The sequence below is a fragment of the Undibacterium sp. GW821-FHT07F11 genome (assembly GCF_059418665.1).
Map to the genome: position 1 here is coordinate 92,150 of NZ_JBWKQH010000002.1, position 16,993 is coordinate 109,142.

The following is a 16,993-nucleotide window of genomic DNA, read 5'->3' on the forward strand; positions in this document are numbered from 1 at the left end:
CAAGAAAAATTTGACGATGGCTGGAGCAGAAGTGGAAAAACACCTCAATTCCTGATTTATCCGTTTCCCTTAATGCTGGCTGGGACGTAAAATAGCGGTCAACTCAACATTGCCGGAGAATTATCTTGAACGAACTCGTTACCGAAATCAGACACCCGCTGGTGCAACACAAGCTGACACTGATGCGTAGCAAAGACACACCGACGGATAATTTCCGCCGTCTGTTGCGTGAAATCAGCCAGATGCTGGCCTATGAAGTCACCCGTGACCTGCCGATTGAACTGGTCAAGATCGAAACACCGATCACCACCATTGATGCACCAACCATCAGCGGCAAGAAGCTGTGCGTGATCTCGGTCCTGCGCGCTGGCAATGGTATTTTGGATGGCATGCTGGATTTGCTGCCAAATGCCCGCGTAGGCCATATTGGTCTGTACCGCGACCCGGAAACACTGGAACCAGTCGAGTATTACTTCAAAGTACCTGAAGATATCGCAGAACGTCTGGTGATTGTGGTTGATCCTATGCTGGCAACTGGCAACTCAGCCGCTGCAGCAATCACACGCCTGAAGCTGCGTGGTGCCACGACGATCAAATTCGTTTGCTTGCTGGCCGCCCCGGAAGGCATCAAGGTCATGAATGCAGCCCATCCTGATGTGCCTGTCATTACAGCCTCTATTGATGATCATCTCAATGAACATGGTTATATCGTGCCTGGCCTGGGCGATGCTGGTGACCGTTTGTTTGGTACTAAATAATTAAATTACAGTTTTTTGAAGAGTTTCACTGATGACGACCACTGCCCGCTTCGTACCTGTTTCCAAATTGCCCGAAGTGGGTACCACCATCTTTTCAGTGATGTCTGCCCTGGCAGCGGAGAAAAAAGCGGTCAATCTGGGTCAGGGATTCCCTGACTTTAGCTGCGACCCTGCTCTGCCTGCCTTGGTGGCGCAGGCCATGACGGATAATTACAATCAATATCCGCCCATGCCAGGCATGCCGCAGTTGCGCGAGCAGATAGCCGCCAAAATCAAAAATATCTATGGTCATGCTTATGACGCGAATACTGAAATCACCGTCACAGCTGGTGCAACCCAGGGCATTTTGACCATCTTGCTGGCCTGCGTACATGCTGGCGATGAAGTCATTGTCATAGAGCCAGCGTATGACAGCTATGTGTCCAGTATCAAGCTGGCAGGTGGCGTGCCGGTATTTGTCAGCATGGAACTGGGTGAAAATGGCTATACCATCCCTTGGGATAAAGTAAAAACCAGCATTACGGACAAGACCCGTTTGCTGATGCTGAACTCACCGCACAACCCTACCGGATCGGTACTGAGCGTGGATGACATTGCCGCATTGACCGATATCGTGCGTGACACCAAGGTCTTGATCGCCTCTGATGAAGTATATGAGCACATGATGTTTGATGGCCAGCGCCATGAATCGCTGTCACGTTACCCCGAACTGGCAGAGCGCAGCTTCATCATTTCCAGTTTTGGCAAAACTTATCATGTGACTGGCTGGAAGGTCGGCTATGTTGCGGCACCGTCAGCACTGATGGTAGAGTTTCGCAAGGTTCATCAATACAACGTCTTTACCGTCAATACACCTATGCAAGTGGGGCTGGCGCAGTATATGGGTAACCCGGCACCTTATCTGGAATTGCCGGACTTTTATCAAAAGAAACGCGATCTATTCAGGGCTGGCCTGACCAATTCTCGCTTGCGCCTGTTACCCTGCGCTGGCACTTATTTCCAATCGGTAGATTATTCAGCGATTTCCGACATGACAGAGCTGGACTTTGCCCGCTGGCTGACGACTGAGATTGGTGTGGCAGCTATTCCCGTATCCGCGTTTTACCAGCAAGGCAAGGAATCTGGCATCGTGCGTTTTTGCTTTGCCAAACAGGATGCTACCCTGCAAGACGCTTTGCAGCGCCTGCAAAGTATTTAATTCCCATCAAAAGACCTGAGAAAATACTCAGGTCTTTGCCTTATCTTCCGATATATTTTTCAACAGGGACCACACCATCCCGCCCAATAATAATAAACCGACACCTAATGCAGCCCATAGCCAAGGTTTGTGCTCTTTGGTGGGTGTTTTCTCAGCGGCAGGCTTGATAGCAGCCTGAGGCGCTACATAGTCGGCAATTTCTACACTGGCGATATCAGCCTGCACTGGCTTGGTCAAATCCATTTTTGGGATCAGCCTTGTCAAAGGTATTGCAGCTCCCTCTTTGCTCTCCGCTCCCCATTCTAGCTGGTAAGGCGGTTTTCCACGCGCCAGAAATACCAGTCTGCGTGGCAGACTGGCGATCTGTATCTCCGGTAAAGTTTTACCCAGTTTGCTATATGGATTATCTGTTTGCAAGCGCAAGATTTTATAACTGGCACCGTCCATGAGCAAATCACGTGATTTGACTTCACCGTTGGGTAGATTGATTTTATAAACCAGGCTTTCATTCAGCCAGACCTGCTGATCCACCGGCACTTCAGCATTGCGCTTTTGATGCCTTAGCACATGCAAAGGGTAAAGCGGGCTATGTCTGTGGTGGTAGGAGGATACTGGCGTAGTTGTTGGTGTCACCTGCGCCAGTACCGTAATATGCAACAGGGTATTGGGTTCGCTCACCAGTAAACGCAGGCTGTCTATAGGCGTGTTATCGGGAATGCTGTACTCACAGTAATTTGCAGCGCAAGTCTTCACAGGAACAGGCTTACTCCATTGCAAAACCGGTGGTGTATAGACTTCTTGCTGGCTGTCTATGCTGACATTATCCAGCCAGGGCGCATCTGCAGGATTATTCCATCGCAGACGCAAATACTGCGCACTCACATGATGAAGCCTGATGCCGAGATTCTGTAGCACAGAGCCCTGATGACGTAATTGCACCAGTTGTTCGCTACCTAATGATTGCCAGTTTTTCAGGTCATTACTGCTTTCCAGCGTGAAGCCAAACATGCCGTCTACCTGCTCGGCTATGCTGAACCTGGCCTGCAATAATTGACCCTTGATCTTGCTGACATCAATAATCCAGGCAGGCACAGGATTTTGCCTGGTGATTTTTACTTGCGACAAAGCAGTCAGTGAGCCATCTGCATTTTGCCGGAAGCTGCTAAAACTGCTGCTTTGTATGTCTTTTACAGGAAACGCACTGACGGTTTTACTCTCCAGTTTGGCACTGGGCGTTTCCATATCAGCCCAGGCAAAAGACAAGAGGTCACCCTCCGCATTACGCACGCGCACATCATGCAGATCAGAATGCAAGCTACCTGGATATATATTTGTTGGTATATCCAGTTGAAAATACGAGCCCGTTCCTGTGCTGGTGATGACCGCGTGCTTTAGCTGCGGTGTAATAGCCTGGGCCATGACCACAGTGGAGGTAATCGCACAAGCAGCCAGCAATAACAGCTTCAATTGCAATTTCGTTCTCAGCTTGTTGATACTCATGATGCCTTCCCTTGATCTTCTAGTGCCTTACTATCCTCTGTCAATGTAGCTTGTGGCTCTTTGGGCTTGACAGGTACAGGTGCAAAGTAGCCAACCACCAGCAACAAGATACCAACACCGATGAAAGAGACAATACGGTATAGACCACCACGGTCAGCCAGTTCTATCAGGAACAGTTTCAAGACCACGACGCCCAGCAAGGCAGCGCCTGCAGTCCAGATACCACGCGACATACGGCGATTACCAAACAGCATGACAGCCACACCGCAAATTGCCCAGGTAATGGAAACCGCAGCCTGACTCAGGCGTGAAGCAAACAAGGCATCTGCATCCCAAGGCACGTCAGCGAAATGATGACAACTACGCAAGACCATGCCAGTCAATAAAGCCAGGGCGGTAGCAGCTGCCATTGCTGTCGCTGCATATGTTGTGTCTGTTTTGAGTGCTGGCGCAGGCAAAGCACGCCACCAGTGCAGTAAGGACGCCAACACCAGACACTGCCCTAATTCCAGAGGGTTCAGCAAAGGCAGATAAGGCAAGGGGCTGGCATCGCCTGCACTGAAGGCATTGGTCAACCAGCACCACACCAGCAAATACAGGGCAACGGGTGCACAGGCCTGTTCTATGTAGGCTTTGCGATAAGAATTAAGCGGCCACCTGCCTGCGAGTGGTTTGGCACCAATGAACCAGAAAACAAGTGCAGGAACCAGCACCCAGCCCAGTAATGGCCAGCTCGACCAGGTATCAGCCAATGGTGCAAGGCGTGCCTGCCCTTCGCGCGCAGCCAATAACAAGAAGAACCAGAAACCGGCGATATGTGTCAGGCTCAAGAGTCGTGACCATGCTGCCATCCAGTTTTGCTGCTTTTTCAGTATCTGCAAATGCCAGGCCAGTGCCAGCGGCCAGGCCAGCCAACCTAGATTTGCCGATGGCAAGTAAAGGCCATCCGCACTCACAGCACCAATCAAACCAGCAAAAACCAATAACGGCAAAGTGACGATAGTGGCAAAACCCATTTGCGGCCACTTGCGCCATGCTGCCAGTGCCGCCATCAGGACTGAGCTGCCCAGACCTATCACAATGGCGACAATTGAAGAATAATTGCGGTGATCTGTGCGTATCAGAGTTTCCAGGCTCTCAGGGAACCAGGCATCTAACCACCATGCCAGTCCCCATACAATAGGCAAGCCCAAAGCAAGCTTACTATTGCACCAGGGGTTAAGCCAGACCGATGGTAGTTTTTGTTCAGGCGTACCTGTATTTGCAGCATTGCCAAAGCCACTCAAGTCCAGCAACACGGCCCGCATCCTGGCTGCTTCGGCACGGATAAAGTCTGCGCTGAACCAGGCTGACACAGCCAGCGACAAAGGTACAAAAAAGCCCAGATGTGTGAAGGCCGTGCCCTGATATTTGCCCGGCTCCACCAAGCACAAACCGGCAGCAATGATTTGCAAGACGGCAGCAAAGCCCGCCAAAGCGCCATGCGACATGCGCAAGCCCACCCACAGCAAAAGGCAGGAAGTTAACGGCCAGATCAATGATGCCTGCGTCAGGTTGATGGCAAACAACATGGCCAGGTGAAGCAGCGCACTCCCACTGATGATAGCCAGTTGATTCCAGATTGACCAGGCAGGTGGTAAAGATTGCGCTTGCGCCGCCCGCTTGGTCGCCACCATGGAACGCCCGGCACTGAACAATATACTACCAGCGATAATAAGGGCAGCCAGACCACCTTTCCAGCCATCTTCCAGCGCAGCATTGCCATTGGCAGCGACGTGCAGGGTCAGCATGAAGGATGCCAGCGCGGCTGCCTGCAAAGTGGCAGAGATATATTCAAAAGCCTTGAGTGCATAGCGACGGGCAATGGCCGATACCAGCAAAGCCATGACAGCCATCGCCGCTGCTGCAAATTGTGGGATCAGCAACATCCATGGCAACAAGGCCAGTGAAGCAACACCCAGCCACGGCAAAGCAGCATTTGGTGTGACTTCCCAGCTTGAAATATTCTCTGGTTTTGCTTTTCTGTGCAAATTCCAGACGACAAAGCAGCTTATCGCCAGCAAGATTGGCCCCAGCAAACCACCCTGCAACAGTGGACCGCTGGCCTCAGGATTGATGTAGATACCGTGCAAGAGCTTGTAAGCCGCACCGACCATGACAACATAAGCAAAACCTCGTGCATAAGGCCGTTGCTGGCGTATGCCCAGCCAGTACATGCCTGCACCCTCGATTGCCCAGGCAGCACCTGTCCAGGCTCCCTCGAGTCCCAGCGGTATCGCCAGCGTCGCAAAGATGGCAGCCACGATGACATACGCCTCTGCCAGTAATGCCAAACCTTGTCTGGCTTTCGAAAACACAAACCTGGCCAGCAGCAAATAAAAGAAACCTACCGCCAGTGCAGAAAAGGCTGCGCCAAACTCTGTATGCCTGACCAGCATGTACTGCATGCCAAAGGCGGTGATGGGATTACCAAATACCAGGGCACTATCAACCCGCCCTACCCGTTTCAGGGTAGCCAGTGGGCCTTCTTCAACTTCTGCTTCTTTCAGGGTGCGGCGCGCAAACAACAGGCCTATCAGGGCAAACAGGACAAAGAAGAAAATCAGGAAAGGCTGCACAATACCGTACTGACTATCGGTATAGCTTCGCTCTGCCCAGCCTAGTGCCAGGGTGAAGGTACCAACGAAACCTATCAGGTTCAGCACACGCCAGGCATTGAACCAGGCGACCACGAAGATACCTATGTCGAGTACGGCCATATAGGTAAACAAGCCCAAAGGCCGGTTCTCACCTGTAGAAATCAAAACCGGGGTAGCAAAACCTTCGATGGCTGCGACGATGGCCAGGACCGGCGCATTTTGCAAAACAGCCAGGATGGCGCTCAGGACCGACACCATGAACAAGAAAGCAAAACCGACCTCAGGAGTGATCAAGGCATGCAATTTCATCGCCGATAGCGTGGTCAGGTAAAACACACCTATCGCCATACCCTGCAAGATCAATGCATAGTCGCGGCGCTTATTGCGCAAGAACCAGCCCAATGCCAGCAATACCACGCCAGACAAAGCCACGCCTGCATAACGCAATTCCACTGGTACCGTGACCCGTTCTGCGGTATAGCGCAGCAAGAAAGCCAGTCCAAGGAATAAAATCAAGACCCCGACCTTGACCAGGGCATTGCCACCAAAGATCAGTTTCGCCAGAGGTGCTGGCAAACTCTCTCTCAAGGTTTTTGGTGACGGTGGCGGCGGACGTTTTGTTACTGGTGGTTTAACTGCAGCAGTATCTGCTACTGGCGGATTTATTACTGCAGGCACAGCAGGTTCCACAACGGGCTCTACAACGATGGCTGCTGGTAATGGTGCGACTTGTTCGGCGAAGACTTCCGGAGTCTTTTGGAGAGGTGCAGCATCTCCCAGAGGATTGATATTCAGATCCAGTTCTTCCAGTTCCGCTTTCTGCTGCGTAACTACTGGCACTGCTTCTGTTTGTGCACCAGACTCTGTTGTCAGCGGAACTGCTACACTCAGGCTGGCACCATTGGCTTTTGCAACAGCAAGGGATACTTGTGGCTCTACCGGTGATTTTTCTTCTGCAACAGGCTGGCTTGCCGATTGAACTGGTGCGTCTGCACTCTTAACGAACACGCCACCAGCTTTCAGCTCAGCCATTTCGCGTTCCAGCGTTTGCAGGCGATGTTCAAGCGTGAAGATTTTCTGACGCATTTCAGCCATTGCATCAACTGGCTTGCCCGGTGCCGCCTGGGTCACTGGCTTATTCGCGGGCGGCTTGGTATTGGCCTTATTGCGTGAACTGCCTATCAGATGACCAACAAAACCACCTGTCAAAGCAAAAAAGAACATGGCAGCACCCGAATCGGTCGCCACACCCAGAATAAAGCCTATGATTGCGCCCACAAACCACATATATCATTTCCTTGGATTACAGTATGCCAATGCGGCTAACGCCAGACTGTAAGGAAATTTTTAGAGACTTGCAATACTTATATCGCAGCGCCAGGGGGAATCACCACTCATACCTTGCCAGTAGTGACAGATCAATGTTGCTTTTTAAAGCGTCAGCACGAAAATGTAGCAGCTGCCATATCATGAGCAACTGTCTGCAGTTGGAAACGCCCCTTCAAATACCAGTACCGGATACTAAAAAGGCTTACAGCCAGTTACAAATCAATGGAGGTTATGGCTTGGCCTGGCGTTGCTCCAACTCTTTGTCGAGCTGATCTATGCGCAGTTTGCGCTGCAAGGCCTTGGCTTCCAATGCAATTCTTTGCAAGGATACAATGTACTGGCGACGATGCTGTTTGACATCATTTAGACAGTCGTTGACAAAAAAAGTCTGGTGACAAGCGCGTTCTGACTGCTCATACCAGCTTTGCAAACGCAGTTGTGCTGCATTACTTTCTTTCAAAGCAGTTTCAGCCTGCTCTGCGCTATTAATGCTGCCAGCGGCATATTTTTGATCCAGGCCGGTAGTTAAATTTGCAATTTGAGCAAGTTCACTACTTCCGGGCATAGCCAGTGCATATGCAGCAACAGTCATTTGCACGACCACAGCTATGCAAATGAAAAATAAACGATTCATTAAGCAATATTCTCCGCAATTTGGCGTTGATCAGTATCCATGTATTCTTTTGATTGCATTTCTATGATGCGGGACACTGTTCTGTGAAATTCATTAGACAAGGTACCGTTGGTATAAAGTTCCTCAGGCGGGACTTCTGCCGACATAATCAATTTGACTTTGTTGTCATAAAACACGTCTATCAGCCAGGTAAAACGCCTTGCCTCAGATGACATGGCGGCAGACATGCGCGGTATCGACGACAAGACAACGGTATGAAAACGACTGGCGATTTCCAGGTAATCATTTTGTGAACGCGGGCCGCCACAAAGCGTGACAAAGTCAAACCAGATAACGCTACCGGCACGGCGCAAAGACTTGAGCTTACGGCCTTCGATATCAACATGCGGGTCCTCATCGCTGGTTTCCGCCACTCGTGCAAAAATATCGCGCAAGGTCTTGTCAGTCGTTGCGTTCAGCGGTGTCAGATAAGCCTGAACCTGCTCCATGGCGCGTTTGCGGTAGTCGTTGCCGGAATCAACATTCAGGATATCAAGCTTTTCTTTCAGCAAGGCGATGGTTGGCAACATGCGGTCACGGTGCAAACCATCAGGATACAAGGTATCAGGCTGGTAATTGGATGTCATGACGAAGGACACGCCGTTCTCAAACAGGGCATTGAGCAAGTTATACAACAACATTGCATCTGCCACGTCTGAAACGTGAAATTCATCGAAACAAATCAAGCGATATTTCTTGGCTATCCTGCGTGCCACTTCATCCAGTGGATCTGCCATCCCTTTAAGTTCATCCAACTGCCTGTGCACAGCGCGCATGAATTCATGGAAATGCAGGCGGGCTTTCCTGACAACCGGCACGACGGAAAAAAAACTGTCCATCAAAAATGACTTGCCGCGCCCTACACCACCCCACATGTAAACACCACGTGGCACTTCAGGACGGGTTATCAGACGGGTAAATTTATTTGCCCGCTTACCCTTGTACTCCACCCATTCTTCATAGGCCGTCTGCAAGCGGTCAACCGCACGCTTTTGTGCTTCATCGGCCTGAAAACCACGTTGACTTAAAGCGTCCTGATAATACTCTATGACATTCATGGGCGAGGGATACTATCTTTGCTGGCTTGCCTGTGTATGGCAAGCGGGTAAAAAGCGACGCACTTTGCCTCAATCAAACTGAGGACAAAGTGCGCTGCCGGTGTGGACGCGATATTGCGCCGCTCTTTCAAAAAACGCTCAACCTGAATCAGAAATTCAGGGAACGCTTGTCAACTGCCAACGCTGCTTCTTTCGTCGCTTCAGACAAGGATGGATGTGCATGGCAAATACGGGCGATGTCTTCTGCCGACGCCTTGAATTCCATCGCCACTACGGCTTCGGAAATCAATTCAGATGCCATAGGGCCAACGATGTGCACGCCCAGAATTTCATCTGTCGTTGCATCCGCCAGGAACTTGACCATACCGGAGGTATCACCCAGGGCACGGGCACGGCCATTCGCCATGAACGGGAAAGTACCTGATTTGTAAGCCACGCCGTCTGCCTTCAATTGCTGCTCAGTACGGCCTACCCAAGCGATCTCAGGCGAAGTGTAGATCACCCAAGGAATGGTATTGAAGTTCACATGACCATGCTGACCAGCGATGCGTTCTGCAACAGCAACGCCCTCTTCTTCTGCCTTGTGTGCCAGCATAGGGCCGCGTACGACGTCGCCCACTGCCCAGACATTCGCCAGATTGGTTTTGCAATCGCCATCCACGGCGATAAAACCACGCTCATCAAGTTGCAGGCCAACTGCTTCTGCATTGAGACCATTGGTGTTAGGTGTACGGCCGATAGAGATGATCAGCTTGTCGAACACAGCTTTATGTTCAGCGCCTTTATCGTCGGTGTAGTTGACAGTCACGTCTTTGCCACCATTGACGATTTCGCCGATCTTGACGCCCAGATTGATGGACAGTCCTTGTTTGACAAACAGTTTGTGTGCTTCTTTAGCGATTTGCTCATCCACAGCGCCGAGGAAAGTTGGCAATGCTTCCAGCACTGTCACGTCAGCACCCAGACGACGCCAGACACTACCCATTTCCAGACCAATCACGCCAGCGCCGATAACACCGAGTTTTTTCGGCACTTCTGCTATCTTCAAGGCGCCATCGTTCGACAGGATGGTAGTTTCATCAAATGCAGCACCAGGCAATGCGCGTGCATTCGAGCCAGTAGCCACGATGATGTGTTTGCCAGTGATTGTTTCTTCTGTCTTGCCAGCTACCTTGATTTCATACCCAGCAGCATCAGCTTTTACAAAAGAACCGTGGCCGTGGAAGAAAGTGACTTTATTCTTTTTGAACAGAAATAGGATACCGTCGTTGTTTTGCTTGACGATGGTGTTCTTGCGACCCAGCATCTTGGCTACATCCAGGCCCAGACCCTGTACATTGATACCGTGATCAGCGAAAGCATGACCAGCATGTTCATAATGCTCGGAAGACTGCAACAGTGCCTTGGATGGAATGCAACCTACGTTAGTACAAGTACCACCTGGAGCGGGGCCACCTTTTTCATTGGTCCATGCGTCGATACAGGCAGTAGAAAATCCCAGTTGGGCAGCCCGGATTGCGGCGATGTAGCCGCCAGGTCCACCACCGATAACGACGACGTCAAATTGTTTGCTCATGAAAATATCCTGATTTTATGTATATGAATTTAGCGTTGAATCTGGCTATGACTTTAGACGTAAAGTTCACGCTTCGCTTTGTGCTTTTCAGCTCTCTTCGGGGATGAATATCCAGGCCAGCAGATAAGCCACGACGCCGGCACCAAAGTAAAGACTGAAGAAGACAAACATCAAACGCCATATCCAGGAATCCAGACCAGTAAATTGGCCCAAACCACCACAGATACCACCCAGCCACTGATCATTTTTTGACCGCCGGAACTGGTTCAAATGGTTGAAACCCTGGCTCTGTTGATTGCCGGATGCGGATGTGTCGCCAGTTGCCAGCAATCTGGCTTTGGCTTGTGCAAATTCTGCATCAGACAGGGCTCCTGCCTGATGCAGTTCATGCAGACGTTTGATTTCGTCAGCGATATTCACGGAATGATTCTCGCTTTGCGTGTTGAACCCGAATTACAGATCAAGCAACAGGCGGGCTGGATCTTCCAGCGCGTCCTTCATTGCCACCAGACCCAGAACAGCTTCACGACCGTCAATGATGCGATGGTCATAAGACATTGCCAGGTAATTCATAGGACGGATAACGATCTGACCATTTTCAACTACAGCACGGTCCTTGGTCGCATGCACGCCCAAAATTGCGGATTGTGGTGGGTTGATAATAGGTGTAGACAACATGGAACCGAAAGTGCCACCATTCGAGATGGAGAATGTACCGCCAGACAAATCGTCCAGTGTCAATTTGCCGTCTTTTGCCTTGGCACCGAATTCGCCGATTTTCTTCTCGATTTCAGCAATCGTCATTTGATCCGCATTGCGCAGGATAGGTACTACCAGGCCGCGTGGAGAACCAACTGCGATACCGATATCGAAGTAACCGTGATAGACGATGTCATTGCCATCAACAGAGGCGTTGATGATAGGGTATTTTTTTAATGCAGCAACGGCAGCTTTGACGAAGAAGGACATGAAACCCAGTTTCACACCGTGTTCTTTTTCAAATTTGTCTTTGTACTTGTTACGCAAGTCCATGACAGGTGCCATGTTGACTTCATTAAACGTCGTCAGAATCGCGTTGGTCGATTGCGATTGCACCAGGCGTTCAGCGATACGGGCACGCAAACGACTCATCGGTACGCGCTCTTCAGGACGGTCACCCAGGCTGGCGATCGTTGGAGCAGCAACTTGTTGCAGGGCTGGTTTGCCAGCTGCAGGTGCGGCCAGAGGTGCAACTACTGGTGCTGCTGCAGGCTTGGCGGCAACCGCTGCCAGTGCATCACCTTTGGTAACACGACCATCTTTACCGGAACCATCAACTTGTGCTGCAGTCAGATTATTTTCTGACAGGATTTTTGCTGCTGCAGGCATCGCTACACCAGCAGAAGATTTTGCATCAGCAGGTGCAGATGTGGCAGCGGCCATTGCTACTGGAGCAGCAGACACTTCCATCGGGCTTACTTTTGCGGATGCATCAGTATCCAGGATCGCGATGATTTCGCCAGCAACGACAGTGCTGCCATCGCCCTTGATGATTTGTGTGATCACGCCAGCATCAGGTGCGGGCAGTTCCAGTACGACTTTGTCTGTTTCAACGTCGATCAGGTTTTCGTCGCGAGCGACTGACTGGCCAACTTTTTTATGCCAGGACAACAGGGTTGCTTCTGCGACGGACTCAGATAACTGAGGAACTTTTACTTCGATAATTGCCATTTTTTACTCTCCGATTCGGGTAGCCAAATGCGACATCAGCTTCTGATGTCGCATCGCGTCATTATTTGGTCAGGACAAAGCCTTTGAGTTTGGAAAATGCCGTTTCCAGCAATGCTTTTTGCTGTGCATAGTGCTTGTCGTAATAACCGACAGCTGGCGATGCACTGGCTGGACGACCTGCATAAGCAAGTTTTTGACCGTCTTCCAGACTTTCAAAAATATTGTGCTGAATCTGGAACCATGGCCCCTGATTTTGCGGCTCATCTTGTGCCCAAACCAATTCCGCCATATTCGGGAATTTTTTCAACTCAGCGACAAAGCTCTTATGCGGGAACGGATACAACTGTTCAACGCGGATAATCGCTGTATCAGCCTGACCACGCTCTTTACGGGCATTTACCAAATCGTAATACACCTTGCCTGAACATGCGATAACGCGTTTGACTTTCTTCGCGTCTATCTTCTCATCCACTTCACCGATAACGGTATGGAAGCTGCCTTTGGCCAGATCAGACAATGGCGAACCTGCATCCTTGTTACGCAACAAGGACTTCGGTGTCATGATGACCAGAGGCTTGCGGAACATGCGTATCATCTGACGACGTAACAGATGGAAAATCTGGGACGCAGAAGTAGGCTGAACCACTTGCATATTATTGTCAGCACACAGTTGCAGGAAACGCTCAGGACGTGCAGATGAATGCTCAGGCCCCTGACCTTCATAACCGTGCGGCAGCATCATGACCAGACCGGATGCGCGACCCCATTTCACTTCACCAGAACTGATGAACTGATCGATAACGACCTGGGCACCGTTGGCGAAATCGCCGAATTGCGCTTCCCAGATAGTCAGCGTATTTGGTTCTGCTGTGGAGTAACCATATTCAAAGCCCAGTACCGCTTCTTCAGACAAGACGGAATCGATGACAGTGAATGGTGCCTGTTTGTCAGAAATATTTTGCAGAGGTATATAAGTACCTGCATCCCAGCGTTCACGGTTTTGGTCATGCAAAACAGCATGACGGTGAACGAAAGTACCACGGCCTGCATCCTGACCTGTCAGGCGAATTGCATAACCAGAAGAAACCAGGGATGCGTATGCCAGATGCTCGCCCATGCCCCAGTCCAGATTCATGTCACCACGACCCATGGCGGCGCGGTCACCCAAAACTTTTTCTACCAGGCTATGTGGTTTGAAGCCTTCTGGCACGGTAGTAATGCGCTCAGCCAGACGCTTCAATTCAGTTGCCGGCACTGCTGTGTCAGCGGCATCTGTCCATTTACGGTTGAGGAAAGGAATCCAGTCAACAGCGTATTTGTTTTTGAAGTTGGAGATCACCGGATCATGGGTATGCTTGCCAGCATCCATGGCATCACGGTAAGCCTTGATCATCTGATCGCCACCATCCGCAGGGATAGTGCCTTGTGCAGCCAGCTTGTCAGCATACATACGGCGTGTGCCCGGATGCTGAGCAATCTTCTTGTACATCAAAGGCTGGGTCAGTGCAGGTGTGTCTTGCTCGTTATGACCAAGTTTGCGGTAGCAGATGATGTCGACGACGACATCTTTCTTGAATTCCATACGGTAATCCAGAGCGATCTGGGTCGCGAGGACAACTGCTTCTGGATCATCTGCATTGACGTGCAATACCGGTGCTTCGATCATTTTGACAACGTCGGAGCAATACAAAGTAGAACGTGAGTCTCGTGGATCAGAAGTCGTGAAACCGATTTGATTATTGATGACGATATGTACAGTACCACCTGTACCATAGCCGCGTGTTTGCGCCAGGTTCAGGGTTTCCATGACTACGCCCTGCCCTGCAAACGCAGCGTCACCGTGTACCAGGATAGGCAATACTTGTGAGCCATCCTTATCGCCGCGACGATCCATACGCGCTTTGACAGAACCTTCAACCACTGGATTAACGATTTCCAGATGGGAAGGATTGAACGCCAGAGACAAGTGAACCGGGCCGCCCGGGGTAGAAATATCAGACGAGAAGCCTTGGTGGTATTTAACGTCACCGGCCGGCAAGTCATCACCATGTTTGCCTTCAAATTCAGCAAACAGATCCTGAGGCATTTTGCCAAGGGTATTGACCAGTACGTTCAGACGGCCGCGGTGGGCCATACCGATAACGATTTCTTCCACACCGCGCTCACCCGCGCGCTGGATAGTCTCATCCATGGAGGCGATAAAGCTTTCGCCACCTTCCAGGGAGAAACGTTTCTGACCAACATATTTGGTGTGCAGATAGCGTTCCAGGCCTTCAGCCGCAGTCAGGCGGTCAAGGATATGTTTTTTCTTTTCAGGAGAGAAAGATGGCGTGGAGCGTATCGCTTCCAGCTTTTGTTGCAACCAGCGTTTTTCTGTCGGGTCACTGATGTACATGAACTCAGCACCGATGGAACGGCAATAAGTGTCCCGCAGGGCATTCAAAAGGTCGCGCAATGATGCAGTTTCTGGCCCGAAATAGGTATTGCTGATATTGAACTGTATGTCCATATCGGCATCGGTAAAGCCATAGAAACTTGGTTCCAGTTCAGGGATACTTGGGCGTTCCTGGCGTTGCAGCGGGTCCAGATTGGCCCAGTGACTACCAAGGAAACGATAAGCGGCAATCAGTTGCTGGGCAGCGACGCGTTTGCGTCCCATTTCAGCATCCGCAGTCGCATTGACTGTGCGTATCGGGCCTTGTTTGGCACGTTCAGCAAAGGAAGCAATAACAGGTGCGTGGGCGACGTCGGGTTTGGCAGAGCCATCGACGGCAGGCACGTTTTGCATGGCGTCAAAATACGCGCGCCAATTATCAGGAACAGAACCGGGATTATTCAGATACGCTTCATACAGTTCTTCTACATACGGCGCATTGCCGCCGAACAAGTACGAGTTAGCGTTATATTGTTGCATCATCTTGCTCACCTTTCTTCGCGTTTCGCGAGATTAGCGGGTTAATCTAACCTTCCGCGACACGGCCTGACCGGTTAGCGGATTGCACATCAAGTTGTGGGGAAGGGCTTAATTCAAACTATCCTCGTGATCAAATCAAAAAGCATGTCATTTAAATATGTTTTTTGATTAAATCGCGAAAGTTATTCCTAAAAATCACTTTCGTGGCGAAGCATAGCATAATTACTGAAGAAAAAAAAAGCGAGTCGCAAAGACTCGCTTTTTACAACAACATGTATAGCTAAAACATTAATACCTAAATCAACACTTTATTAACGCTTGTCGATCGCTGGCACATCACGCTTAGGTGCACCAACAAACAACTGACGTGGGCGACCAATTTTTTGCTCTGGATCAGAAATCATTTCTTTCCATTGAGCGATCCAGCCTACTGTACGTGCCAGGGCGAAGATACCAGTAAACAATGCAGTTGGGATACCCAGTGCGCGCTGCACGATACCAGAGTAGAAATCGACGTTAGGATACAGCTTGCGGCTGACGAAGTATTCGTCTTCCAGCGCGATTTTTTCCAGGGCCATGGCCAGTTTGAACAATGGATCATCTTGCAGACCCAGTTCTTGCAGCACTTCATAGCAGGTTTCACGCATCAGTTTGGCGCGTGGATCATAGTTTTTGTAAACACGGTGACCAAAGCCCATCAACTTGACGCCAGAGTTTTTGTCTTTGACCTGAGCGATAAAAGTAGGAATATTATCGACACTGCCGATTTCTTCCAGCATGCTCAATGCGGCCTCATTTGCACCACCGTGAGCAGGGCCCCACAGGCAAGCAATACCAGCAGCAATACAGGCGAATGGATTTGCGCCAGAAGAACCAGCCAGACGTACCGTCGATGTAGAAGCATTTTGCTCGTGATCTGCGTGCAAGATCAGGATACGGTCAAGAGCGCGCACCAGCACTTCATTGGTTTTGTAGGGCGCACATGGTGTAGAGAACATCATGTGCATGAAGTTCGCGCTATATGACAGATCATTGCGTGGATACACAAATGGCTGGCCGATAGAATATTTGTATGCCATCGCAACCAATGTAGGCATCTTGGCGATCAGACGGATAGCTGACACTTCACGATGATGTGGGTCATTGATGTCCAGGGAGTCATGGTAGAAGGATGCCAGCGCACCGACTGTACCTACCAATACCGACATAGGATGCGCATCACGACGGAAGCCGCGGAAGAAGAATTGCATCTGCTCGTGCACCATGGTGTGATTGGTGACGGTCGCAACAAATTCAGTTTTTTGCGCTGCATTTGGCAATTCTCCGTTCAGCAACAGATAGCAGGTTTCCAGGAAATCACCACCATTAACTGCCAATTGCTCGATAGGATAACCGCGGTACAGCAATTCACCCTTGTCGCCATCAATATAAGTAATGGAAGAATTACAGGCTGCCGTGGACATGAAACCTGGATCATAGGTGAACATGCCGGTAGAACCATACAATTTACGGATGTCGATGACATCGGGACCAATTGAGCCCTTGTAAATCGGCATTTCCAAGGCTGGTGAGCCATCGGAGAATGATAGGGTGGCTTTTGTTTCAGAATTTGTCATGGCTCTTCCTTCAGATAAGAGG

General features: G+C 50.3%; 11 protein-coding genes. 2 read left to right on the plus strand and 9 right to left on the minus strand.

Features of this window, described 5'->3' with window-relative positions:
- Positions 1-125 precede the first annotated feature (125 nt).
- Complete coding sequence (upp, locus tag AC07OI_RS04215; protein ID WP_110253682.1) at positions 126-758, plus strand: uracil phosphoribosyltransferase; 633 nt, start codon at positions 126-128, stop codon at positions 756-758.
- 31 nt (positions 759-789) lie between these two features.
- Positions 790-1,956, plus strand: a complete 1,167-nt coding sequence (locus tag AC07OI_RS04220; RefSeq protein ID WP_495256392.1) for a pyridoxal phosphate-dependent aminotransferase — start codon at positions 790-792, stop codon at positions 1,954-1,956.
- A 27-nt stretch (positions 1,957-1,983) separates the two neighbouring features.
- Here the strand turns inward: AC07OI_RS04220 and AC07OI_RS04225 are convergent, their stop codons facing one another.
- From AC07OI_RS04225 to gltA, 9 genes are all read right to left on the minus strand, one after another.
- Positions 1,984-3,456, minus strand: a complete 1,473-nt coding sequence (locus tag AC07OI_RS04225; protein ID WP_495256393.1) for a DUF3999 family protein — start codon at positions 3,454-3,456, stop codon at positions 1,984-1,986.
- Positions 3,453-7,382, minus strand: coding sequence for a DUF2339 domain-containing protein (locus AC07OI_RS04230; protein ID WP_495256394.1), 3,930 nt, complete (start codon positions 7,380-7,382; stop codon positions 3,453-3,455). Before AC07OI_RS04230 ends, AC07OI_RS04225 begins: the two co-directional genes overlap by 4 nt.
- A 271-nt stretch (positions 7,383-7,653) precedes the next feature.
- The gene (locus AC07OI_RS04235; protein WP_495256395.1) at positions 7,654-8,058 is read right to left on the minus strand and encodes a hypothetical protein; all 405 of its coding nucleotides are present in this window, start codon (positions 8,056-8,058) and stop codon (positions 7,654-7,656) included.
- Positions 8,058-9,155 (minus strand): cell division protein ZapE, encoded by a 1,098-nt coding sequence (gene zapE, locus AC07OI_RS04240; protein ID WP_495256396.1) that lies wholly within the window; start codon positions 9,153-9,155, stop codon positions 8,058-8,060. Before zapE ends, AC07OI_RS04235 begins: the two co-directional genes overlap by 1 nt.
- A 148-nt stretch (positions 9,156-9,303) precedes the next feature.
- Positions 9,304-10,731 carry a dihydrolipoyl dehydrogenase gene (gene lpdA, locus AC07OI_RS04245; RefSeq protein ID WP_495256397.1) on the minus strand — a complete coding sequence of 476 codons (1,428 nt, stop codon included), beginning with the start codon at positions 10,729-10,731 and terminating at the stop codon, positions 9,304-9,306.
- A gap of 87 nt (positions 10,732-10,818) precedes the next feature.
- Positions 10,819-11,151, minus strand: a complete 333-nt coding sequence (locus AC07OI_RS04250) for a PspC domain-containing protein (protein WP_492702996.1) — start codon at positions 11,149-11,151, stop codon at positions 10,819-10,821.
- A 33-nt stretch (positions 11,152-11,184) separates the two neighbouring features.
- Positions 11,185-12,441, minus strand: coding sequence for a 2-oxoglutarate dehydrogenase complex dihydrolipoyllysine-residue succinyltransferase (gene odhB / locus AC07OI_RS04255; protein ID WP_495256398.1), 1,257 nt, complete (start codon positions 12,439-12,441; stop codon positions 11,185-11,187).
- Positions 12,442-12,502: 61 nt separating this feature from the next.
- Complete coding sequence (locus AC07OI_RS04260; RefSeq protein ID WP_495256399.1) at positions 12,503-15,358, minus strand: 2-oxoglutarate dehydrogenase E1 component; 2,856 nt, start codon at positions 15,356-15,358, stop codon at positions 12,503-12,505.
- Between the two features lie 308 nt (positions 15,359-15,666).
- Positions 15,667-16,971 carry a citrate synthase gene (gene gltA, locus AC07OI_RS04265; protein ID WP_423010347.1) on the minus strand — a complete coding sequence of 435 codons (1,305 nt, stop codon included), beginning with the start codon at positions 16,969-16,971 and terminating at the stop codon, positions 15,667-15,669.
- Positions 16,972-16,993 lie beyond the last annotated feature (22 nt).

Bases quoted from the DNA above. Each gene is read 5' to 3' on its own strand.
- AC07OI_RS04220 (WP_495256392.1), top strand. From the start codon at position 790: ATGACGACCACTGCCCGCTTCGTACCTGTTTCCAAATTGCCCGAAGTG.
- AC07OI_RS04225 (WP_495256393.1), bottom strand. From the start codon at position 3,456: ATGAGTATCAACAAGCTGAGAACGAAATTGCAATTGAAGCTGTTATTG.
- AC07OI_RS04230 (WP_495256394.1), bottom strand. From the start codon at position 7,382: ATGTGGTTTGTGGGCGCAATCATAGGCTTTATTCTGGGTGTGGCGACC.
- AC07OI_RS04235 (WP_495256395.1), bottom strand. From the start codon at position 8,058: ATGAATCGTTTATTTTTCATTTGCATAGCTGTGGTCGTGCAAATGACT.
- zapE (WP_495256396.1), bottom strand. From the start codon at position 9,155: ATGAATGTCATAGAGTATTATCAGGACGCTTTAAGTCAACGTGGTTTT.
- lpdA (WP_495256397.1), bottom strand. From the start codon at position 10,731: ATGAGCAAACAATTTGACGTCGTCGTTATCGGTGGTGGACCTGGCGGC.
- odhB (WP_495256398.1), bottom strand. From the start codon at position 12,441: ATGGCAATTATCGAAGTAAAAGTTCCTCAGTTATCTGAGTCCGTCGCA.
- AC07OI_RS04260 (WP_495256399.1), bottom strand. From the start codon at position 15,358: ATGATGCAACAATATAACGCTAACTCGTACTTGTTCGGCGGCAATGCG.
- gltA (WP_423010347.1), bottom strand. From the start codon at position 16,971: ATGACAAATTCTGAAACAAAAGCCACCCTATCATTCTCCGATGGCTCA.